The 23423-nt window shown below is 52.6% G+C and carries 16 protein-coding genes; 13 read left to right on the top strand and 3 right to left on the bottom strand.

Annotated features, from left to right (window positions below):
• The first annotated feature begins 16 nt into the window (after positions 1-16).
• The 10 genes from AC4G46_RS23575 (at position 17) to AC4G46_RS23530 (ending at position 15811) form a co-directional block, all read left to right on the top strand.
• Positions 17-826, top strand: coding sequence for an SDR family NAD(P)-dependent oxidoreductase (locus tag AC4G46_RS23575; RefSeq protein ID WP_491124857.1), 810 nt, complete (start codon positions 17-19; stop codon positions 824-826).
• A gap of 496 nt (positions 827-1322) precedes the next feature.
• Complete coding sequence (locus AC4G46_RS23570; RefSeq protein WP_491124856.1) at positions 1323-3155, top strand: sensor histidine kinase; 1833 nt, start codon at positions 1323-1325, stop codon at positions 3153-3155.
• Entirely contained in the window at positions 3152-4735 is a 1584-nt protein-coding gene (locus AC4G46_RS23565) for a helix-turn-helix domain-containing protein (protein ID WP_491124855.1), read from the top strand. Before AC4G46_RS23570 ends, AC4G46_RS23565 begins: the two co-directional genes overlap by 4 nt.
• A 150-nt stretch (positions 4736-4885) precedes the next feature.
• A complete protein-coding gene (locus tag AC4G46_RS23560) occupies positions 4886-6493 on the top strand; it encodes a type 2 periplasmic-binding domain-containing protein (protein WP_491124854.1) in 1608 nt (535 codons plus the stop codon).
• Between the two features lie 76 nt (positions 6494-6569).
• Positions 6570-8246, top strand: a complete 1677-nt coding sequence (locus AC4G46_RS23555) for a family 43 glycosylhydrolase (RefSeq protein WP_491124853.1) — start codon at positions 6570-6572, stop codon at positions 8244-8246.
• A 133-nt stretch (positions 8247-8379) separates the two neighbouring features.
• Positions 8380-9285: an ABC transporter permease gene (locus AC4G46_RS23550; RefSeq protein WP_491124852.1), complete on the top strand. Its 906-nt coding sequence runs from the start codon at positions 8380-8382 to the stop codon at positions 9283-9285.
• Between the two features lies 1 nt (position 9286).
• Complete coding sequence (locus AC4G46_RS23545; protein WP_491124851.1) at positions 9287-10156, top strand: carbohydrate ABC transporter permease; 870 nt, start codon at positions 9287-9289, stop codon at positions 10154-10156.
• Between the two features lie 47 nt (positions 10157-10203).
• The gene (locus tag AC4G46_RS23540) at positions 10204-12882 is read left to right on the top strand and encodes a glycosylhydrolase-like jelly roll fold domain-containing protein (RefSeq protein ID WP_491124850.1); all 2679 of its coding nucleotides are present in this window, start codon (positions 10204-10206) and stop codon (positions 12880-12882) included.
• A gap of 2 nt (positions 12883-12884) precedes the next feature.
• Complete coding sequence (locus AC4G46_RS23535) at positions 12885-14462, top strand: glycoside hydrolase family 43 protein (protein ID WP_491124849.1); 1578 nt, start codon at positions 12885-12887, stop codon at positions 14460-14462.
• A 5-nt stretch (positions 14463-14467) separates the two neighbouring features.
• A complete protein-coding gene (locus tag AC4G46_RS23530) occupies positions 14468-15811 on the top strand; it encodes a GH1 family beta-glucosidase (protein WP_491124848.1) in 1344 nt (447 codons plus the stop codon).
• A gap of 63 nt (positions 15812-15874) precedes the next feature.
• Here the strand turns inward: AC4G46_RS23530 and AC4G46_RS23525 are convergent, their stop codons facing one another.
• Positions 15875-16552, bottom strand: coding sequence for a TetR/AcrR family transcriptional regulator (locus tag AC4G46_RS23525; protein ID WP_491124847.1), 678 nt, complete (start codon positions 16550-16552; stop codon positions 15875-15877).
• A gap of 154 nt (positions 16553-16706) precedes the next feature.
• On the opposite strand from AC4G46_RS23525, the gene AC4G46_RS23520 reads away from it, so the two are divergent.
• Both AC4G46_RS23520 and AC4G46_RS23515 read left to right on the top strand, forming a co-directional pair.
• Entirely contained in the window at positions 16707-17654 is a 948-nt protein-coding gene (locus tag AC4G46_RS23520) for an aldo/keto reductase (protein ID WP_491124846.1), read from the top strand.
• A 146-nt stretch (positions 17655-17800) separates the two neighbouring features.
• Positions 17801-18706, top strand: a complete 906-nt coding sequence (locus AC4G46_RS23515; protein WP_491124845.1) for a dihydrodipicolinate synthase family protein — start codon at positions 17801-17803, stop codon at positions 18704-18706.
• Positions 18707-19202: 496 nt separating this feature from the next.
• Here the strand turns inward: AC4G46_RS23515 and AC4G46_RS23510 are convergent, their stop codons facing one another.
• On the bottom strand, positions 19203-20102 hold the full coding sequence (locus AC4G46_RS23510; protein WP_491124844.1) for an IS3 family transposase: 900 nt from the start codon (positions 20100-20102) through the stop codon (positions 19203-19205).
• A 38-nt stretch (positions 20103-20140) separates the two neighbouring features.
• Entirely contained in the window at positions 20141-20455 is a 315-nt protein-coding gene (locus AC4G46_RS23505; RefSeq protein WP_491124843.1) for a helix-turn-helix domain-containing protein, read from the bottom strand.
• Positions 20456-21640: 1185 nt separating this feature from the next.
• Here AC4G46_RS23505 and treC point away from each other — a divergent pair.
• Positions 21641-23380 (top strand): alpha,alpha-phosphotrehalase, encoded by a 1740-nt coding sequence (gene treC, locus AC4G46_RS23500; RefSeq protein WP_491124842.1) that lies wholly within the window; start codon positions 21641-21643, stop codon positions 23378-23380.
• Positions 23381-23423: the final 43 nt, after the last annotated feature.

The raw sequence follows: 23423 nt of genomic DNA, 5'->3' as shown, positions 1-23423 counted from the left end.
GGAGGATGAAGAGAACATGACTGATTTTACGAGTGTACAGGATAAAACGGTGATCGTAACAGGTGCGGCAGACGGATTGGGTGAGGCGATTGCAAAATGTTATGCAGAGAATGGAATGAAGGTCGTCGTAACAGACATCAATGCCGAGAAAGGACAGCAAACCGTTGATCAGATCAGGGCACAGGGCAGGGAGGCCTCCTTCTTCAAAGCCGATGTCAGCAGTGAACAGGATATTATCGATATGATCGAATATACGGTTAGCACCTACGGCCGGCTGGACGGTCTGGTGAACAATGCGGGGATTGCCGCCCCCAACCGGCCGCTCCATGAATACTCGGCAGAGGAGTTCGACAGAGTTACTGCTGTAGATTTAAAAGGGGTGTTTCTGGGCATGAAGCACGGAGCCAGCGCCATCCTGAAGTCAAAAGCTCCAGGCGGCTTCATCGTCAATATTGCTTCCCTGGCCGGCATACTGGGCAACAGCTCAATGGGGCTGTATACCTCTTCCAAGCACGGGGTTGTGGGTCTGACGAAAAGTGCGGCGCTCGACTATGCCCCGTACAATATTACCGTAAACGCCATCTGCCCGGGTACCTTCCGGACAGCGATCTGGGGGCAGGCGCCTGAAGCGGTCATTCAGGATTTTGCCGCGATCATCTCCCCGAACGGGAAGCTCGGTGATCCGCGCGAAATCGGCCATCTGGCCCTGTTCCTGGCCTCCGATCTGGCGCGTTATATCAGCGGTGCCGCCATTCCTATTGATGCAGGCGCCAGTGCAGGCAAGCTGACTCCGACGAAGTGGGAGCATCCGGAGATTTTGGAGTAGGCGGAGACCTGCGGAGAGGCAGAGGCCAGTCTATACAGTAGAAGAGTTCTAATAGGAGTTCTATTGCACTTTGTACAACAGATTAGGCTTAAAGCAGTCTAAAAACAAAATCTGTTGTATTTTATACAGCAGATTTTCAGGTACTGGGTTCTTTGGCTTCGTTTCTATGAAATCAATTGTACGAAATACAACAGAATGGAAATTTCAGCAGTAAAGCATGGAATCTGTTGTACAAAATACAATCACACCGCAGTTAGCCGCGCATTAATTTGAAAATCAGCATAAAAGCTATGCAGATCAAATTTACAGCCGGGCCCATCAGGGTCCGGCTTCCAGCATTTTTTTTAGCGAAAGAAAGATCATGAATTTACCCCCAAAAACACTTAAAAATACCTGTGTTTTTATGAATCTGAAATAGTATATTTCAAGTAGAAGGATACAAGGCTGGTCACATCCTGTAATATAAACGGATCAATAACCTAAAGGCAGGTCACCTATGAAAAGAAATCACTGGATGTACAACTGGATTGTCAGAGTGCGGAATATGAAGCTGCAAAATAAGCTGATGCTGGGCTATGTGCTGGTGTGTGTTATTCCCTTGTCATTTGTAAGCGTGTTCATCTTTCAGCAGTCGGCCAGAGGCCTGGAGGATTCCTCCGAAGAGTTCGCTTCGCTGTATACGTCGCAGATCCGGACAACCTTAAATGAATTTATGAAGGAATACGAAGAGGTTACGAAGTCGGTGCTGGTTGATAACGATCTTATTTACAGTCTCGGAGAGGCTGATCATTTGCCTTTTGAGAAGGTCATTGACCAGCGTCTGGCGGTGCAGCGGCTTTTGATGAGATTAGCTCTGCTTAAGTCTGAAATGAGCAGCGTGATGCTGGTCAGCAGGGATGACACTGTATATCAGTTTAGTAATTCAACCAACAAGGTTGATGAAAAGGAGCTGCTCACCCAGGAGTGGTATACCAGGCTCCGCGATTCCGGCGAGACCTTCTTTATCACCGGTCTGCATGACCGTTCCTATTACGAGGATAAAGAGGAGGGCGCGGTAGTCACTGCGGGAAGAGTGCTGTTCAGCTCGGATGGGGCCTATGCGGGCATGCTGCTGATTGATCTGGACCCGTTCACCCTGCTGCAGCTCGATCATGAATTCGTTCTGGCCCGGGACAAATACGGGATCAGTGTAGTTATAACCAATCTGCAGCAGCAGATTGTCTACCACTCTGACGCGGCCAGCGGAAAGCTGTCCTGGAAGCAGGTGCTGGATTCGAGCGAGCAATATCTCCAAGACAAAGAGGATGAGGATCATATTGTGCTGCTGAGCAGTACAGCCCAGGGAGAGCTGCTGATCCGGACGGATATTCCCCGCTCGATGCTGCTGCAGAAGATCAATCAGATCAAGGGTATGACCGTCATCGTCATTCTGACAAGCTGTCTGGTCATCATGCTGTTCTCCTTCGGTCTGAGCTATACGATTACCAGGCCGATTAAGGCGCTGCGCAGGAGCATGAAGCAGGCCGAGGTCGGACAATATCTTGCGATCGAAAAAGAGCAGGGGGGTGATGAGATCGGCAGTCTCGTGCACAGCTACAACAAGATGATTATAACGATCCGCACCCTGATTGAGGATGTATACATCGGGGAAATCAAGCAGCGTCAGGCTAAATTTATCGCGCTTCAGAATCAGATCAATCCCCATATGCTCTACAATACGCTGGAATCGATCCGGATGAAGGCGCTGGTCAAGGATGACGACGAAACGGCAGACATGATTAAAATATTGGCCCGCATGTTCCGGCTGACCTTGAATAAAGAGGGCAGGCAGCACTCCGTAAGGCATGAGCTGGAATATACAGCCAATTATCTGCAGCTGCAAAATATCCGGTTTGACCATTCCTTCAGGCTTGAGCTGAACATTCCTGATGAGATGCTCAACTGCAGCATCATTCCGCTTGTGTTCCAGCCGATCGTGGAAAACAGCATTAATCACGGATTTGAAGACTACAGCCGCATTATGACCATCACCATCGAAGGCCATTGGACAGATGAGGGGGAGATGCTGCTGCGGATAACGGATGACGGTGCCGGAATGAGTCCGGACAAGCAGGCACAGCTGCTTGCTGCTCTGGAGGGGGCGGATTCCCATAAGTACAAGCTTGAGGATGTAAATGATCAGCCGGAGAAGGGACTTGGCCTGCAAAATATCGCAGAACGCATCAAGCTGCATTATGGAGACAAATATTATCTGACGATTGTTGCCGGAATACAGGATGGAACGTCCATTGAAATCCTGATTCCGGGGAGCGGGAGGGACCAGGGATGAAAATTGTTGTGATCGATGATGAGAAAGGCATTGTGGAGGGCATTAAAAAGCTTATCGGCCGCTATCTTCCCGATTGCAGGGTGGCCGGCACCGCATTCAACGGGCTCGAAGGCTTTGAGCTGATCCGGCGGCTGCAGCCGGACATTGCCATTACGGATATCCGTATGCCCAAAGCAGACGGGCTGGATATGATCAAAATGGCAGTGGACGCGGGTTTAAAAACGAAGTTTATCCTGCTGAGCGGCTATGCCGATTTTGAGTATGCCCGAAGAGGAATGAAGCTGGGTGTGCAGTTCTACATCAACAAGCCGGTTGAGGAGGAGGAGCTGCGCAGCAGCGTGAATCAGGTGATGGAGACGATCCGGGCTGACAAGCTCAGAATGCAAAAGCTGGATGAGCTGAAGCATGAGGTCAGCAGCCGGATGCAGGAGGAAACACTGCGTGACATTATCGATATCGGGCCTGATCATACGGAGCTTGAGGCAGAGCTGCTGCGCGAAGCGCAGATTCCTACAGCAGGAATCTGGTTCACCTCCGTTCTGCTGGATTTCAGCGGCAGCGCCGGCCAGCTGAAAGAAACGGGCTTCCAGCCGGTTTTCCGGCTGATTGACCTTACGCTCCGGCACTATCATAAAGTGTACCGCTTCCGTTACATGGGGCCGCTGATTGCGGTGGTCATTGCCCATAACAGTACCACTCCGTACGTGCGCCTGCTGCATGCGGTGCAGGGCCTTAAGCAGGCCTTGGCCTCTGAGCTGAATCTTCCGGCCAGCATCGGCCTCGGTACTGTCTATAAGCGGGCTTCAGGCATCAGCCAGTCCTTCGAGGAGGCGCGTAGTGCACTGAGCTATAAGGTGATTAAAGGAGGAGATCCGGTCATCTCTTACAGTGAGATAACCAAGCTCGCCGGCCGCAGCCAGCCGGTCCCGGAAGAGCTGATTATCAGGCTGGAAGAAGCGCTGGATAACATGAATGAGGACGAGTGCGTAGCCATTATCCGAGAGATGTTCCGCGTAATGGCTGAAGGGCCGGGGATGAATCCGGCGGAGCTGCAGCAGTCGTGCCTGAATATCCTGCTGTCCAGCATCCGGAAGCTGTCCTTCCAGCAACTGCAGCAGAATGAGCTGGTTGGCCGCCATATTCTGTCTCTGGAGGGGATCTCCCGGTTTCAGACTCTGGAATATCTGGAGGAATGGATGATCCAGGTCATCCGCGGCGTAATTGCCTTCAAGGCGGAGCATGATCTGTCCCGCAAAAAAGACGTCATCTCCGAGATTAAGGCGTACGTAGCCAAGCATTACAATGAACAGATCAGCCTGGCTGATCTGGCTGCGAGGTTCTTTATCAGCCCGTATTATCTGAGCCAGCTGTTTAAGCGGAAGACGGGCGGAAACTATCTGAATTTCCTGACTCAAATCCGGATCGACAAAGCCAAGGAGCTGCTGGAAAATACAGATCTGAAGGTATATGAGGTCTGCCAGATGGTCGGCTATACGGATACCCAGCATTTTGCCAGAATGTTTGAGAAGCTGACAGGCTGTAAGCCGAGAGAGTTCAGGCGGAACCTGCCGGGAGGCTGATTTCGGGTGAGACCACTCCTTACGGGAGTGGTTTTTATCTTAAAAATAGCATGTTTAAACTTAAAAATGTCTAATTGTAGAGCAGTTGTGCAAATTATAATATTGCTATTGTAAGCGGATTCAATAACTAGTCTGTTAAGGGGGAGAAACATGAAATTTAAAAAGATCGGGTTAATGCTGGCAACCGGTGCCCTGGCCATTACCACTGTAACCGCTTGTGGCGGTAACAACAATGCCGGAAATTCTGCCGCTGATAATCAGAGCCAGAACCAGAACCAGAGCGGAGATCAGAACCAGAGTGCTGCCGGAGACGAGATTGTAGACATCGAGGTCTGGGGCACCAACATTGGCTACAAGCCGATTGAGAAGGGGAGCAAGCTGTACGAATTCTATAAGGAAAAGCTTGGCGTCGGCGTCCTTCATCCGTATGTGGAATGGAACGGGGGGACGAATTACCTGAACCAGCTGAACCTGAAGATTGCCGCCAACGAGATGCCGGATCTGTTCCTGCCGCAGCAGGGACTGGAAGACAGCCTGGCGAAAAACGGTGCGCTCGCCGATCTGACAGATCTGCTGCATGAATACGCCCCGAACCTGTGGAATGCCATCCCGCAGGACATGTGGGATATCGTCAAGGCCAATGACCCTACCGGCCAGGGCAAGATCTATTACATCCCGGGGATGGTGGACTACGGAAGATATGCCGGCATGATCCGCCAGGATTGGCTCGACAAGCTGGGCTTACAGATGCCGACAACCCAGGAGGAGTACGAAAAGGTTCTGATTGCATTCCGGGATCAGGATCCGAACGGCAACGGACAGCAGGATGAGCTGCCTACAGGCGGACGGGAGCAGGCACGCTGGATGGACCATCTGTTCGCAATGTATGGTGTAGCAATGTTTGAAGGCTATCCGGACTGGGATATCTATAACGGTGAGCTGACCTACTCTGCCGTAACCCCGAACATGAAGGCTGCGCTGGAGTATATGGCCAAGCTGTATCAGGAAGGCCTCATGGACAAGGAATCGCTACTGAACTCTAAAGACAAGTGGGACGGCAAAATCCATGCCGATAAAGTCGGAAATTACTTCCACTGGGTTGAATCCGGCTATCTGCCGCTGGAAAATCTGTTCAAAAACACAGGGGTAAAGGCTGAATTTACAGTGCTGCCGGTTCCAAAGGTTGAGGGCTATGAAGGCTTCTATACATGGAAACGTTTCACGCCTCCTGCCTGGGTAGTGAAGAACAACAAGGACGAGAAGAAGCTGATGGCTACCCTGAAGCTGCTGAACAATATGTATGATCCGAAGGTCTGGAAGGACCTGTATCTCGGAGTAGAAGGCATGCACTACACGATGAAGGACGGCCAGGCAACCAGACTGCCGGATGACAAGAGCACACAGGAGAATCTGATTCTTGATCCGTATGCCAAAATATCTACGCTTGATTTCATGATGGATCTGAATAAGAGCACCGCTTCCGAAGACCGGATGTGGGCAATTGACCAGGTGAACCGCAATATGCAGGAAGCCCAGAAATATGCCAAGGTGATCGCCGGTGACGGTATGCCGGCCAGCGTATACGACGGCTATCCGGATATTAACAACCGTACACTCTATGTAGAGTATGCCAGCAAAATTATCCTCGGGCAGTATCCAATCAGCAAATTTGACGAGTTCGTCGAGAAATGGAACCAGTCCGGCGGCGAAGAGGTAACCAAGCGGGCCAGAGAATGGTACGCGAAAATCAAGAAATAGGCGCTATTGCTGCAAAAGTCCGCCCGGCGTCTGCTGCCGGGCGGACTTATTTTTTGATCAAGGAGAGTGGAGCTACATGACTTATCTATGCAATCCGCTAAACATCGAATACAAATACCAGATAGTTGAGTTTATGGGCAAGAGAGGGGCATTCAGGGAAGCTGCTGACCCTACTCTGATTATTTTTCACGGGGAGTACTATCTGTTTCCGTCCATGACTGCGGGATTTCTGACAAGCCCTAATTTGGCCGAATGGACCTTCCATCCGCTGGAGGGTGTGCCTGTATACGACTACGCTCCTGATGTGCGGGTTATTGGGGACTATCTGTATTTCTCCGCCTCGGACAAGTCCAAAAACTGCTCATTCTACAGAACCAAAGATCCGGTAAACGGCGAATTTGAAGAAATAACAGGGAGCTTCCCGTTCTGGGATCCTAACCTGTTCCAGGATGAGGACGGAAGACTGTATTTCTACTGGGGATGCTCCAACGTTACGCCAATTTACGGCGTAGAGCTTAATCCCGTGGACATGCAGCCGTTATCAGACCCGATTGCCCTTATTCATGGAAACCCCGGTCAGCTGGGTTATGAAAGAAAGGGCGAAAATCATATTGAGGATGGAACCGCTCCTTATATTGAAGGAGCGTGGATGGACAAGCATAACGGGACCTACTATCTGCAATATGCCAGTCCGGGTACAGAGCATAATATTTACTCGGATGCGGTCTATATTTCGGATAAACCGCTTGGCCCGTTCAGGCTGGCGGACAATAATCCCTTCTCTTATAAGCCTGGCGGCTTTATGCCGGGAGCCGGACATGGCTCTACACAGGGAGACCATTACGGCAATCTGTGGCATATCTCCTCGATGCGGATCAGCATGAACCATTTGTTTGAACGGAGGCTCGGACTGTGGCCTGCAGGCTTTGACAATGACGGGGAGCTGTTCTGCAACCAGCGCTACGGGGATTGGCCGTACAGGGTGGAGCAGCGGCAGCTGAACCCATGGAGCGGGCCGGACTGGATGCTGCTTTCCTATGGCAAACCGGCCGCAGCTTCTTCTTCAGAGCAGGGCTATGAGCCCTCCAGGGCGGCAGATGAAAATGTGCAGACCTGGTGGAGAGCCGGATCCTGCCGCCCTGGCGAGTGGCTTGAGCTTGATCTGCAGCAGGAATACACCGTGCATGCGGTACAGATTAATTTTGCGGACGACCGGCTGCAGGTCGACCTTCCGGAAGGAGCAACACTGCAGAAGAACCGTTATATTGTCCGGGAGCAGCTCTTTACCCGCTGGCTGCTGGAAGGCTCGCTGGACGGCGTGGAGTATTTTGTAATTGAGGATAAGACAGAAGCCGCTACAGATCTCTCGCATGATCTGATTGTACGGGAAGAAGGAATGACAGTGCGGTTGATCCGGTGCACCATAATGGAGCTGCCGTTCGGCCAGCAGGCCTGCATATCCGGGCTCAGAGTGTTCGGGAAGGGGACGGGAGAACTGCCTGAGCAGACTAGCGGTGTAGTAACTGCGCTTAAGGGTAAGCTGGATCTGCATGTGCGCTGGGACGAGAGTGAAGCTACAGGATACAACGTGCTCTGGGGATATGCAGCTGACAAGCTCTATCATAGTTACATGGTATTCGGGTGCAATGATGTAATGATCGGTGCACTGACCGCTGACCAGCCGGTATACGTGCGGGTAGACGCGTTCAATGAAACCGGGATCACTGAGGGCCGGATACACCGTGCAGTCTAGCCGAAGAGGGCTGTCTTCATTCTGTTGAAAATGACCCTGAATGAACTTAAAAACGCCCAATTGAGACGTTTTCGGACTGGGCATATAGTTACATTGTAAACGAATTCAACGACTGGATAATGGGGGGAACACTTTGAAATTTATTGCATCTCATCAACTGAAGGTGTACTGGCCGCTGTATGTCATGGCGATCCCGGGAATGATCTTTCTGATCGTCTTCAAATTCATTCCGCTGGCCGGTGCTGTAATCGCCTTCAAAGATTATTCCGTATTCCAGGGGTTTATAGACAGCCCCTGGGCAGGGTTTAAACACTTCGAAACCCTGCTGAAGCATCCGGATTTCCTGCGGGTATTCAGCAATACGCTGCTGCTGGGCCTGTTCAAGCTTACCATTGTATTTCCGATTCCTGTTCTGCTCGCCATGATGATTAATGAGATCCGGAAATCGGCGCTCAAAAAAGGAATTCAGACTGCGCTGTATATTCCGCATTTTCTCTCCTGGGTTATCGTGGGCGGTATTCTCTTCGATTTCTTTTCCTTAAGCGGAATGTTTAACATTGTCCTCGGTTGGTTTGGCAACGAGCCTGTCCTGGCGATGCAGGAAAGCGCATACTTCCGGCCGATTTATGTACTCGCCTCCATCTGGAAGGATGCCGGCTGGGGCACCGTCGTCTATATGGCGGCCATCAGTGCCATTGATCCGCAGCTCTACGAATCTGCGATGATCGACGGGGCCTCACGATTCCGGCAGATCCGGCATATCACCTTCCCGATTCTTTTGCCTACAGTGCTTGTGCTGTTCCTGCTGGATATCGGGAACTTCCTGGATCTCGGCTTCGATCAGGTCTACAACCTGCTGACGCCGATGACCTACAACGTCGGGGATATTCTCGATACCTATGTATTCCGCACAGGTATTCAGCAAGGGCAATACAGCTTCGCAACGGCAGTAGGCCTGTTCCAGTCCGTTATCGGATTTATAATGGTCTACACCTTCAACAAGCTGTCTAAAAAGGTTTCAGACGGGGGGCTCTGGTAAGATGCTTACATCAAGAAGTGAAAAAGTATTTGTAGGAGTAATCACCGGGCTACTCATTCTATTCTCGGTTGTAGCCCTGATTCCGCTGGTGTCCGTTATTTCAACTTCGTTAAGCTCGAAAAGTGCTGTGGACATGAACCTGGTCACTCTATGGCCGAAGCAATTCACATTTGACTCCTGGAGTTATATTATCGACCGTCCTGACCTGTGGAGATCGTTCTTTCTGACCCTTACCACAACGCTCATCGGTACGGTGCTGGCCCTGCTGATGACCGCCTTGTTCGCTTATCCGCTGTCCAAGCCGGAATTCCGCTGGGGTTCGGTCATCATGATGGCCGTTGTTATCGCGATGATCTTCAAAGCACCGATTGTGCCTTACTTCCTGACAGTACGCGGCATCGGCCTGTATGATAATCCGCTGGTGCTGATTATCCCGCATATCCTGAATCCGTTCAATCTGATCATTATGCGGACCTTCTTCAAGCAGTTCTCCAAGGAATTGGAGGAAGCGGCTTTCCTGGAGGGCTGCGGATACTTCAGGATGCTGTTCCAGTTCGTGCTCCCGCTGTCCAAAGCAGTGCTTGCTACACTCGCATTGTTCTACGGCGTGGTGCTGTGGAATCAGTTCCAGCATCCGCTGTTCTTCCTGCAGGACACCAGCTGGTTCCCGCTGCAGATCAAGATCCGCCAGTTCATTACCGACGACAGCGTGATTATGGCAGGTGCCGCTTCAACAGCCAATCTGAACTACAACGAGCGCACGTTAAGGGCAGCAACCGTAATTTTTGCCATTGTTCCGATTATTGTGGTGTATCCGTTCCTGCAGAAGTATTTCGTTAAAGGTGCGATGATCGGCTCGGTAAAAGGATAATTTTGCGAAAATAACGGGGCTGCGAATTTAGTCTGCAGGAGGTCATTATGAACAGTCGTATAACAGAAGTGCTTCAGGGCCGGGAAGAGAACTATATTCTTCCGTTTCTCTGGCAGCACGGGGAAGAAGAAGACGTAATCCGCGAGGAAATGGCCCGGGTCCATCAATCCGGGATCGGGGCGGTCTGTATCGAGGCCCGGCCGCATCCGGATTTTCTCGGACCGAAGTGGTGGCTGGATATGGACATCATTATGGACGAGGCGCGCAAGCGCGGAATGAAGGTCTGGCTGCTGGATGATGACCATTTTCCGACCGGTCATGCCGCAGGCAAGGTGAAGGAGGCGCCGGAGGAGCTGCACCGCAGATTTCTGGGCGAACGTTATGTGGATACGGTCGGGCCTGCACCGGGCGCATCTCTGCTGGTCGATACGCTGCTGCTGACCGGACTGCGGCCGACGATCTCTCTGTGGCAGAATGCCAGCGGCCGGAACAAGCTGATCTCCGTTGCTGCCGTCCGCCGCGATCCCGCAAACGGGGTGTTGCTTAGTGAATCCATCGACCTCATGGACCGCGTGCAGGATGGCATCCTGTATTGGGATATTCCTGAAGGATATTGGCGGGTCTTCGTCATCTCCGAGGATAAGCAGGGCGGCGGCGAGAAGCAGGCGGACTACTTGAACCCGCTGGACCGGGATTCCGTCCGCATCCTGCTGGATACCGTTTATGAGGCGGTCTATGAGCGCTATAAGGATGATTTCGGACAGACCTTTGCCGGTTTTTTCTCGGATGAACCGGGCTTTTATAATGACAAGACGACGTTTGATTTCGAGTCCAGGCCGGGCAAAGCCGGAGTGTCACTCCCGTGGAGCAGTGACGTGCCGGCTCTGCTGGAGCAGGCTTTGGGCGGGGATTACCGCAAGCAGCTGTATCTCCTCTGGCATGACGCGGGTGAACAATCGGACATTGTCCGGTACAGCTACATGAATATTGTCAGCAGGCTGTATGCGGAGAACTTCTGCAACCAGCTCGGGGAGTGGTGCAGGGTTCGCGGGGTGGAGTATATCGGGCATGTGCTTGAAGACAACAACGTTCACGCCAGACTCGGTCCCGGCGCCGGACATTTCTTCCGGTCCATGTGGGGGCAGGATATGTCGGGCCTGGATGTAGTGCTGTGGCAGATCGTTCCCGGCTTTGATGAAGTGTCGTTCCGCTCGGCTTCCGGGGTGACGGACAGCGAATTTTTCCATTATGGACTTGCCAAGCTGGGGGTATCGCTCGGACATATCGATCCGAAGAAGCAGGGCCGGACGATGTGCGAGGTATATGGAGCCTATGGATGGACGGAAGGGCTTAAGCTGATGAAGTGGCTGACGGATCATATGCTGGTGCGCGGCGTGAACCGGTTCGTGCCGCATGCTTTTACCCAGAAGCCGTTTCCGGACCCGGACTGCGGCCCTCATATGTATGCAGGCGGGAAGAACCCGCAGTACCGCTACTACGGTTATCTGAACCGGTACATTAACCGGATCAGCCATCTGATTTCAGGCGGCAGACATGTGGTAACCGCAGCCGTTCTGTACCATGCCGAGGCCGAGTGGTCGGGGGAAGCAATGTATTTCCATAAGCCGGTAAAGGTGCTGCTGCAGCATCAGATCGACTGTGAGGTGCTTCCGGCTGATGTACTGCTGGATCAGGCGAAGATCCAAGACGGGAAGCTGCAGGTTAACCTTGAGGATTATCAGTGCCTGATTATCCCGTATGCCGAGGCGCTTCCGGCGGAGCTGCTCCGGCAGCTGGCTGATTATGCGGGGCTGGGGCTGCCTGTGTACTTTGTAGATGGACTTCCAGAACGCTCCAGTGAGGGTACAGATGTGTCCGCTGCGTTGTTATTCCTTTCTGCCTGCCCGAATGTGAAGATTAGCGGATTAAACGGGCTTGCAGATGTGCTTACTGCCGCTGGTTATTATGATATTCAAGCTGAAGGGTACGAGCCGTATTTGCGGAATTACCATTATGTACATGAGGATGCGGATGTCTTTATGTTCTTTAATGAAAGCCCGCATAAAGTCATCTCCACGAAGGTTACCTTGCCGCTTGCTGGAGAGGGCGCGGTATATGGTTATGACGCCTTCCGCAACCACTTAACGCTGATGGAGGCAAGCGGCAAAGCAGGAGCAACAACAGTGGAGCTTGAGCTTCATCCGTATGAATCCATCGTGCTGCTGCATGGCGCTGCGCTTACCGGCTGTTCTGCTGAACGGGCATGGACTGCTGACGGGCAGCGGCTTACAATGGAGGGCGAATGGACGGTTTCCACTGCCGTTTCGGAGTCCTATCCTGCGTTTGACGCGCCGGTGACATTGACGAGGCTGCAAAATATGAGCGCACCTGATATGCTGCCGGACTTCTCGGGTACTTTCCGTTATGAGACGGAGTTCGAGTGGGATGATTCCGCTGACAGTGTATTGCTTGAGCTGGGGGAGGTCTACGAAACGGCGGAAGCTTGGATTAACGGCCAGCGTGCAGGTCTGTGTATCTGCCCTCCGTACCGGATGGAGGTAACGGGGGCCATCCGCCAAGGAACCAATACGCTGGTCGTTGAGGTTACGAATACGCTGGCCAAGGATCAGCAGGATTTCCTGTCCGCCTTTGCCCAGCAGGAGCCGAGCGGGCTGATCGGCCCGGTGACAGTAACGCCGCTGCGGCATCCGGTAAAGGGGGCTTAGGGATGAACGTCATTATGAATCCTGTACTGCGCGGATTTAACCCTGATCCGTCGATTGTCCGCGTAGAGGATGATTATTATATAGCCACGTCCACCTTTGAATGGTTTCCGGGTGTGCAGATTCACCACTCCAGGGATCTCGTGAACTGGAGGCTGCTGAAACGGCCGCTGGACCGGATATCCCAGCTGAACATGGCGGGCAACGGGGATTCCGACGGCGTATGGGCACCCTGTCTGACCTATGACAACGGCCTGTTCTATTTGATTTATACCGATGTGAAGTCCCACAAGGGCGCTTTTAAGGATACTCATAACTATCTGGTGACGGCTGAAAACATAGAAGGCCCATGGTCGGAGCCGGTCTATCTAAACAGCAGCGGGTTCGACCCGTCCCTGTTTCATGATGAGGACGGCCGGAAATGGCTGCTCAACATGCGCTGGGATTTCCGCAAAGGCAAGAACAAATTCGGGGGCATCGTCATTCAGGAGTATTCGCAGTCGCAAGGGAAGCTGATTGGCCCGGTTACAACGATTTTTGAGGGCACGGAGATTGGCTTTACGGAAGGCCCGCATCTGTATAAGCACAGCGGTTATTACTACCTGCTGACAGCAGAAGGCGGAACGAGATATCAGCATGCTGTTACTGTGGCCCGTTCGGGTTCCCTGTTTGGGCCATACGAGATTGACCCGCATAACCCGATGCTGACCAGCAGCGGCCAGCCGGAGCTGCTGCTCCAGAAGGCCGGTCACGGGTCACTTGTGGAAACGCAGTCCGGTGAATGGTATATGGCGCATCTATGCGCTAGACCTGTGGACGGCTTCCACTGTATCCTGGGCCGGGAGACCGCCCTGCAGAAGTGTTACTGGGACGAAGAGGGCTGGCTCCGGCTGGATGGCGGAGGGAACAGTCCGTTGGCTCAGATTGCAGCGCCGGCTTTGCCGCCGCAACCGTTTGAGCCGGAAGCGGAGCGGGATGATTTCGACGGGCAGCAGCTGGGCGACCAGTGGAACACGCTGCGGATTCCGCCGGGTCCGAACTGGCTCTCGCTCAGCGAGCGGCCGGGCTTCCTGCGGCTGAAGGGCATGGAATCGCTGAGCTCCTGCCACCGGCAGAGTCTGGTGGCCCGCCGGCAGCAGGCTTTCAGCATCGAAGCGGAGACGGTGATTGAATTTGAGCCGGACAGTTTCCAGCAGATGGCCGGCCTGATCCTCTATTACAACACAGAGGATTATGTGTATCTGCGGATTACACATCTGGAACAGCATGGCAGAGTGATCGGGATTATCCGGTCCGACCGGGGAGTGTACGACGAGCTGCTTGAGGATGATCTTCCGCTGACGGATTCCGGTCCGGTGTATCTGAAAGCTGTAGTCAACCGGGAAACATTGCAATTCTATTATGCGGTTGAAGCCGATAACTGGTCACCTGCAGGCGGGGAGATTGACATCGCCCATCTTTCGGATGAGGCCAAGGAGCCGCTGCGGTTTACCGGAACCTTCGCGGGGGTATGTGTGCAGGACTTGGCAGGAACACGCAAGGCTGCTGACTTTGATTATTTTATATACAGGGAAAAGGAGTGAACGGGGTGCCGATTATACAATTCCCCGGAGATTTCTTATGGGGCGCAGCGACAGCTGCCTATCAGATTGAAGGAGCCTGGAACGAAGGCGGGCGAGGCCTGTCAATTTGGGATACGTATGCGCATACGCCCGGCAAGGTCCGGAATGGCGACAACGGGGATACCGCCTGCGACAGCTACCACCGTTATGAGGAAGATATCGCATATATGAAGGAGCTTGGCCTCCGCACTTACAGGTTCTCCATATCCTGGCCGCGGATTTTTCCGGAAGGAACAGGAGCCGTTAACGAAGAAGGCTTAAGCTACTATCACCGCCTGGTGGACAAGCTGCTGGAGAACGGGATCGAACCGTTCTGTACCCTGTACCACTGGGATCTTCCGCAGGCGCTTCAGGACACAGGCGGGTGGAAGAATCGCGATACGATCGGAGCTTTTGTCCGGTATGCCGAGACGATGTTCAAGGCCTTTGCCGGCAAAATAAAGCTCTGGACCACCTTCAACGAACCGTGGTGTGTCTCCTTCAAAGCCCACTACATCGGTGACCTTGCGCCCGGTGAGCAGAACCTGCAGAGCGCGCTGGATGTGGCCCATCATCTGATGATCGCCCATGGCAGGGCGGTGCAGGCATTCCGGCGCTCCGGGATCTCCGGACAGATCGGCTATGCCCCGAATGTCAGCTGGCGCGATCCGTTCAGCTCCCGGCAGGAGGATGCGGAGGCCTGCCGCCGCAGAACCGGCTGGATGGTGGAGTGGTTTTTGGACCCGCTTTTCAAGGGCGAGTATCCGGGTTTCATGACAGAGGCCTTCGCAGCCCAAGGAGCGAAGGTGCAGATTCAGCCGGGCGATATGGAGGATATTAAGCAGCCGGTTGATTTTCTGGGAATTAACTATTACACCGGTTCGCTGGGACGCTATAAGCAGGGGAACGGCCTGTTTGAGCTGGAGGATATCGACGAGGGCTATGAGCGGACGGACTTTAATTGGCCGATCTATCCGCAGGGCTTGTACAAGGTGCTGGTGCATATTAAGGAGCGCTACGGCGCTATCCCGGTCTATATTACGGAGAACGGAGCCTGCTATGACGGCGATCCGGCTGGCGGCAGGCTTCAGGATGACAAGCGGATTGCCTATCTGGGCAAGCATCTGCTTCAGCTGAAGCGGGCTATGGAGGACGGCGTGCCGGTCAAGGGTTATATGGCCTGGTCGCTGCTGGACAACTTCGAGTGGGCCGACGGCTACAGCCGGCGCTTCGGGCTGATCCACGTGGACTTCGATACCCTGGAGCGGACGCCGAAAGACAGCTTTTACTGGTATAAAAAAGTGATCGGGAACGGGTGGCTCGAGGTCTGATTCCCTTCATATTTCCTGTCCACACAAAAACACGCAGCGCTTGGCTGCGTGTTTTTGTGCTGTTTAAAATAGACTGCTTGTAACTTTATGCGTCAGATGCTCAATTCTCGGCTTCATCAGGGCATCGTCAATGGCGGACAGCTTGTCCGGCTTGAACAGCTGGATTTTTTTGAGCTGATAATAGTCCGTTAATACCTGCTCCACCGTGAGCTGATTGGTCATCAGATATTTAACATTCAACATTCCGCGCAGAAGCTCATCCTGCATAATGAGGATTTTACCATTCAGATCATGAAAAAGGCCCCGGCGGATTCCTTCTTGATAATAGGCCAGAATCTGCTCTTCCCGCTGCTGCATGCCTTCGTTGAAGCGGCTGTACCAGTCAGGGTAGCTGGTTTCAAGGTCCTTCAGGAAGATCTCCGTAAAATAGATAATCAGCGAAACGGACTGTTCAAACATTTGCTGAAACCGGATGCCGAAGCTCTCTTCAGACTCCAGAGGGGATGAAGCCAGCTGTTCATTCATATACACAACAAAGCCTTCGACAATGTAGCCGATAATCTCCTCTTTCGTGGAAAAATATTTATATAAAGTAGCCCTGCTGACCTCCGTTACTCTGGCGATTTCATCCATCCGCACGGATTGCAGCCCGTTTTTCCGCAAATAGGGCAGCAGCTTGGTGATCAGCCTGGAGCGTGTTTCTTTTATTTTATCCGGATTACTTACAGAATTGTTCAACATCAAAACCCCCTCATGCTGTATTATAACCTGAAATTTCACCAAATAGATTCACTGTGTACAAAATAGACAAAAAACATTAAAAGTGTTTACTTTGTATTATGTGTGTGCTAAGCTATCTCTCGAAGCTAATCCAGGAAAGAGAGGGAAACCGGATATGAAAAAGCAGAAACTCGGAAATAGTGAGCTAGTTATTTCTTCTATGGGATTGGGCATGATGGGGATGTCCCCGGGCATATACGGCTCTGTAGATGATGAAGAGTCCATAAAAACCGTGCACCGCGCGCTGGAGCTGGGAGTTACACTGCTGGATACCGCCGATACTTACGGGAATGGACATAATGAGGAGCTCTTGGGCAAAGCATTGAAGGGCCGGAGAGATCAGGCCGTAGTAGCCACCAAGTTTACATTCGGACCGAACTGGGAGTTTATCGGAGGACATCCGGATTACGTGAAAAAAGCCATTGATGAGAGCCTGCGCCGTCTCGGCCTCGATTATATCGACCTGTATTACCAGCACCGGGTGGATCCCAATGTGCCGATTGAGGAGACTGTAGGGGCGATGGCTGATCTCGTAAAAGCAGGAAAGGTCCGCTATCTGGGCCTTTCCGAAGCAGATGCAGCTAACATCCGCCGGGCGCATGCCGTACATCCTATCTTTGCACTGCAGACGGAATATTCCCTGTGGAGCCGTGATGTTGAAGAAGAAATTATACCCGTAGTAAATGAGCTGGGGATTACTTTTGTAGCTTACAGCCCGCTAAGCCGAGGGTTCATCACCGGAGAGCTTCAGAAATTTGAGGACTTCAAGGCAGATGATATGCGCAGAATCCTGCCGCGTTTCCAGGGAGACAACTTCCAGAAGAATGTGGACATAGTAAACAAGCTCGGTGAAATTGCCGGAGAAAAGAACTGCTCGGTTGCCCAGCTCGCCATTGCCTGGACGATTGCCAAAGGTACGGTGCCGATTCCCGGAACCAAACGCCGGAAGTATCTGGAGGAGAATGCCGGAGCGATTGATATTCAGCTTACTGCTGATGACCTGGCGCGGATTGACGCAGTCAGCCCAAATGCATTCGGGGGACGTTATCCGGGTGCGGAGTAACAAGCGACCTGAAGTATGGCCTGTGTAATTTGTATGATAACAGCAGTGGACCAGTAATATATCTGTAAATTGGCACTTATAATGGGTCCAATCCATTCATATAATGGCTCAATATTAACAGCCCATTACTGAAGGAGTGCTGACAGATGTTCCAAGGTTTATCCGCGTTTCCGCTTACCCCATTAAATGAAACAGGTATTAACGAAAAAGAGTTCATTCCTTTGATTGAACGGTTAGTATCAGCAGGAGTAGACTCGGTCGGAGTGCTGGGCTCAACCGGAAATTACGCTTATCTTACCCGTGCTCAGCGTGAACGGGTTTTACAGCTTGCTGTTCAGGCTGCAGGTGGTTTACCCGTAATGACGAGTATAAGCGCACTCCGGACACTTGATGTACTGCATATGGCAGAGGATGCACAGCGGGCAGGAGCAAGAGCGGTTCTTCTGGCTCCGGTTTCATACCAGCCTTTAACGGATGAAGAGGTTTTTCATCTGTATGAGCAAGTGACAAGCAATCTGTCCGTGCCGCTCTGTGTATACGATAATCCGAATACGACGCATTTTCGTTTCAGCGATGAGCTGCACGGCAGCATTGCTCAGCTTCCCCATGTGAGGGCTATTAAGATTCCCGGAGTTCCTGCCGGGGGAGAGGCGGCGGGACTACGGATCGGGAAGCTGCGTGAACTCGTTCCCTCCCGCGTGGCGCTTGGCATAAGCGGAGATCCTTCGGCAGCAGCCGGTTTAAGAGCAGGCTGTGAGGTATGGTTCTCTGTGCTGGGCGGACTGTTCCCGGCAACCTGCCTGAAGCTGACCCGTCTGGCCCTGGCCGGACGGGAGGAGGAAGCGGAGCAGATTTCTCTGCTGCTCGAACCTTTATGGGTCTTGTTCCGCCAATATGGCAGTCTGCGTGTTGCCTCGGCTATAGCACAGCAATTAGGCTTCATTTCAGCGCCGGCCCTTCTGCTGCCGCTGCTACCGTTAAATTCATCTGTGAATGAGCAGCTGGCGGCAGTGTTACGAGAGATTGCAGGATTAGAAGGTTTACAGGATTAGAAGAAAACTAGCTGGTCCTGTTCGCTGTTTGCACATAAACAGTCGCTTCCTTGAGGAGGCGGCTGTTTTTTTGTTGGACGTATGTTTACCTGTCCGTACTAAGGCGAAAAGTCACACTTATCCGGCCGAACTGCCTACAAACGAGCCCCATTAAGGGGAAAAATCCCCTTAAATCTCCCTAACCGCCTGCAAATGAGCCCCATTAAGGGGAAAAATCCCCTTAAATCGGCCCATCCATCCGCAAACGGGCCCCATTAAGGGGAAAAATCCCCTTAAATCGCCCCATCTGCCGCAAACGGGCCCCATTAAGGGGAAAAATCCCCCTTAAATCGCCCCAACCGTTTGCAATCGAGCCGCGCCAAGGGGAAAAATCCCCTTAAATCGCCCCATCCGCCGCAAACGAGCCCCATTAAGGGGAAAAATCCCCTTAAATCGGTGCGACCCCCTAATTCCGGAGTCTCCTATTTAAAATCGACTCTTGTCGTAGACTTACTCTTTATTTCGCCTTTTTCCTCGGCCAGAAGAAGGCGGATCGGTCTTCTAGGCTCATGACCCACTCTGAAAATTTGGCCGGTGGCATTCTGCGAAGACTGGTATGCATTCTGCGGTTGTTGTAGAAGTCCATGTACCCGTCTACGGCTTCATAGGCGTCTTCAAACGTTGCGAATTCTTCCTTGCCAAATAGATCTCTCTCCATGTTGCTGTGGAACGATTCAATAAAAGCGTTGAGATCCGGCGTTCGAGGCGGAATCCGTTCGTGTGTAATCTCCCAACCTTCGCACATATCTCCAAAAAGGTGGCTCACGAACTGTGGTCCATTGTCGGTTCGTATCACTGGGCGTTCGCTGTGATTCGTACAGTGAGAGTCCATCGCTCTCCAAAGCGTCTGACAGACATGCTTCGCCTCACACGACGATCCTCTGTAGTAGCCGACGATGACACGGGTGAATACATCGATAATGCTAAGGACGAAGAAATGCCTGTCGCGACCCGTGACGTAACCATATTTAATGTCCATCTGCCAGAGCTGGTTACATCCGGTGATGACTCGGTTCTCTGGCAGCTTCCGGGGATGCTTGAAGCGCTTCTGACGTTGTGGCTGCAGGATATCTAGTGCCTTACACAGCCGGTAGCTCTTCTTATGGTTCAGCTTTAACCTGTACTGATTCCACAAGCATTCCGCAAGCAGCTTGTACCCGTACACGTGCTCTTCTCCAGAAATCAATTCCAGAAGCCACTCTTGAATTTGCTCGTCGCTAATCTTCTCCCCTGACTCCGTAAGGGAATAACCCGGTACAGGTCTCCCGCGCCCACCTTGAGCTGCTTGCGGGGACTGCGACTTGCGCTTGATGTGGTCATAGTATGTGGACTCCGCCAGCCCAATGATACGCAGCACCAGGACTGCTGAATTCCCCTGCTTAATGAACCGCTCGGCTACCTTGATTTTCTCGGATAAGCAGGGGTTGGCTTTTTTAGCAGTTCACGTAGAATCTCGATCTCCAGATCTTTTTCTCCAAGCATTTTGACGGCCTTCTCGTATTTCTGCTCGACCTCAAGAAGGCGCTTCAGCTCTTCTGCCTGCTCCTGGGGATAGGGATGCTCTTGTTCGCCATGCTGTTCCCGATAATCCCTTACCCACTGATTCACCGTCCCCGGGGTAACACCATATTTTCTGGCAACAACCGCTGCCTTAATGCCAGACAAGACCTCCTGTGCAGCCTTCTCTCTCTGTTCGGACATTCTTCCCATTGTGCTCATCCTCCTCATGTATAAAGTCTACATTTTTGTGGGGGAGGACTCCAACTACATTAGGGGGCTGTGGAGAAATCGCCTCAACCGTTTGCAATCGAGCCGCGCCAAGGGGAAAAATCCCCTTAAATCGGCCCAACTGCCTGCAAACGAGCCCCATTAAGGGGAAAAATCCCCTTAAATCGGCCCAACCGCCTGCAAATGAGCCCCGCCAAGGGGAAAAATCCCCTTAAATCGCCCCGTCCGCCGCAATCGGGCCCCATTAAGGGGAAAAATCCCCTTAAATCGCCCCAACCGCTTGCAAACGAGCCCCATTAAGGGGAAAAATCCCCTTAAATCGCCCCATCCGCCGCAAACGAGCCCCATTAAGGGGAAAAATCCCCTTAAATCGGCCCAACCGCCTGCAAATGAGCCCCATTAAGGGGAAAAATCCCCTTAAATCGCCCCAGCCATCTGCATACGAGCCGCGCCAAAGGGAAAAATCCCCTTAAATCGCTCCCGCCGCTTGCAATCGGGCCCCACCAAGGGGAATAATCCCCTTGAATCGCCTCATCCGCCAGCGAACGAGCCCCACCAGGGGAAAAATCCCCTTAAATCGCCCCAACTGCCTGCAAACGAGCCCCATTAAGGGGAAAAATCCCCCTTAAATCGCCCCAACCATTCGCATACGAGCCGCGCTAAGGGGAAAAATCCCCTTGAATCGGCCCAACCGCCGCAATCGGGCCCCATTAAGGGGAAAAATCCCCTTAAATCGCCCCATCCGCCGCAAACGAGCCCCATTAAGGGGAAAAATCCCCTTAAATCGGCCCAATCGCCGCAATCGGGCCCCATTAAGGGGAAAAATCCCCTTAAATCGCCTCATCCGCCAGCGAACGAGCCCCACCAGGGGAAAAATCCCCCTTAAATCGCCCCAACCATCCGCAAACGAGCCGCGCTAAGGGGAAAAATCCCCTTGAATCGGCCCATCCATCCGCAAACGAGCCGCGCTAAGGGGAAAAATCCCCTTAAATCGGCCCATCCATCCGCATACGAGCCCCGCCAAGGGGAAAAATCCCACTAATCCAGCCATCGCCCATCCACCTGGCAGAGTTTCTTTTAGCTGCCCATCCCTAAACGTGTTGACAACCTGTATATACAGGTTTAAACTGTGTGAAGTGTTTGATCTTGTATATACAAGTTTAATGATTGGGAGAGAACCAAATTCTGGAGGTGCTTCATTTGACACAGACCCGGTATTCGGAATGGTGGCGCCGGTCCACGGTGTATCAGGTATACCCTAAGAGCTTTAAGGATACGACAGGCAACGGAACAGGAGATATTAAAGGGCTTACAGAGAAGCTGGATTACCTGCAGGAGCTCGGCATTGATATTGTCTGGCTGCAGCCGGTCTACGTTTCGCCGCAGTATGATAACGGTTACGACGTGGCCGATTATGAGGCGATTAATCCGGACTTCGGCACGATGGAGGACTTTGAGGAGCTTGTGGAGGAGCTGCACCGGCGCGGCATGAAGCTGATGACCGATATTGTGGTCAATCATACTTCGGTTGAGCATGAATGGTTCAAGCAGGCTTCATCCGGCAAGGACAACCCGTACCGTGACTATTATATCTGGAAGGACCCGGGCCCGGATGGCGGGCTGCCGAACAACTGGCAGTCGAAATTCGGCGGACCGGCCTGGCAGTTCGACGAAGCTTCGGGGCAATATTTTCTTACCCTGTACGACAAAACGCAAGCAGACCTCAACTGGGAGAACGAGAAGGTACGCCGGGCTGTAAACGATATGATGCTGTTCTGGGCCCAAAAGGGTGTCGACGGCTTCCGGATGGATGTCATTAACGTTATCTCCAAGGACCAGCGCTTCCCGGATGATGACGGCAGTGTGCCGCCGGGAGACGGACGCAAGTTCTACACCGACGGTCCGCGTGTCCATGAATTCATTAAGGCGATGTACGATGAGGTATTCGGGCCATATGAGATGGTTACGGTCGGAGAGATGTCCTCGACAACGCTGGAACACTGCATCCGGTATTCCAGTCCCGAGGAGCGGGAATTCTCCATGACGTTTAACTTCCATCATCTGAAGGTGGATTATCCGAACGGGCAGAAGTGGGAGCTGATGCCGTATGATTTTGAGGCGATGAAACGGCTGTTCACGCAGTGGCAGACCGGGATGCAGCAGGGCGGAGGCTGGAATGCCTTGTTCTTCAACAATCATGATCAGCCGCGGGCCATTTCCCGGTTCACCGACGATAAGGCCTACCGTGTGGAAAGTGCGAAGCTGCTGGCGACAACGCTGCACGGCATGCAGGGTACACCTTATGTCTATCAGGGTGAAGAGATTGGCATGCCGAATCCGATCTGGAAGGGCATTGAGGAATTCCGCGATATTGAGTCGCTGAACATGTACCGGATTTTGCAGGAGCAGGGTAAAAAGCCGGGCACAGCGCTCAGCATCCTTCAGGAGCGTTCACGCGACAATTCCCGGACGCCGATGCAGTGGGATGACAGCCCGAATGCCGGCTTCACCACCGGAACACCGTGGATCAAGGTCGACGAGCGTTACCCGGATATCAATGTGCAAAAAGAGCTCGCTGATCCGGACTCCATCCTTCATCATTACCGCAGGCTGATTGCCCTGCGCAAGGAGCATGATGTGTTTGTGGAAGGGGATTTCAGCAGACTGGATGAGGCCCATCCTGAGGTGTTCGCTTATGCCAGACAGGCAGAGGGAGCGGCACTGGTGGTCGTTTCGAACTTCAGCCGCAAAGAAATCACCTTCCGCTTCGGGGACAAGCCATGGGCAGAGCTGGGCAGCGGCGGCGGGCAAGAGCTGCTGATCGGCAATACGGCAGAAGCCCCGGTCTTGGCGCAGGAACTTCCGCTTAGTCCTTATGCCTCCTACATGTGGCTAATCCGCACGTAATTTTATTCCAACATTATAAATAAAGCAGGTAAGGAGTGATCAC

The organism is Paenibacillus sp. fava2, assembly GCF_058313675.1.
The sequence above is the reverse complement of the archived record's forward strand: the minus strand, read 5'-3'. Positions and strand labels throughout refer to the sequence as shown.

Coding starts and splice junctions, on each gene's coding strand:
- AC4G46_RS23535 (WP_491124849.1), top strand. CDS start 12,885: ATGAACGTCATTATGAATCCTGTACTGCGCGGATTTAACCCTGATCCG.
- AC4G46_RS23520 (WP_491124846.1), top strand. CDS start 16,707: ATGAAAAAGCAGAAACTCGGAAATAGTGAGCTAGTTATTTCTTCTATG.
- AC4G46_RS23555 (WP_491124853.1), top strand. CDS start 6,570: ATGACTTATCTATGCAATCCGCTAAACATCGAATACAAATACCAGATA.
- AC4G46_RS23525 (WP_491124847.1), bottom strand. CDS start 16,552: ATGTTGAACAATTCTGTAAGTAATCCGGATAAAATAAAAGAAACACGC.
- AC4G46_RS23575 (WP_491124857.1), top strand. CDS start 17: ATGACTGATTTTACGAGTGTACAGGATAAAACGGTGATCGTAACAGGT.
- AC4G46_RS23515 (WP_491124845.1), top strand. CDS start 17,801: ATGTTCCAAGGTTTATCCGCGTTTCCGCTTACCCCATTAAATGAAACA.
- AC4G46_RS23560 (WP_491124854.1), top strand. CDS start 4,886: ATGAAATTTAAAAAGATCGGGTTAATGCTGGCAACCGGTGCCCTGGCC.
- AC4G46_RS23545 (WP_491124851.1), top strand. CDS start 9,287: ATGCTTACATCAAGAAGTGAAAAAGTATTTGTAGGAGTAATCACCGGG.
- AC4G46_RS23565 (WP_491124855.1), top strand. CDS start 3,152: ATGAAAATTGTTGTGATCGATGATGAGAAAGGCATTGTGGAGGGCATT.
- AC4G46_RS23570 (WP_491124856.1), top strand. CDS start 1,323: ATGAAAAGAAATCACTGGATGTACAACTGGATTGTCAGAGTGCGGAAT.
- AC4G46_RS23540 (WP_491124850.1), top strand. CDS start 10,204: ATGAACAGTCGTATAACAGAAGTGCTTCAGGGCCGGGAAGAGAACTAT.
- AC4G46_RS23505 (WP_491124843.1), bottom strand. CDS start 20,455: ATGGGAAGAATGTCCGAACAGAGAGAGAAGGCTGCACAGGAGGTCTTG.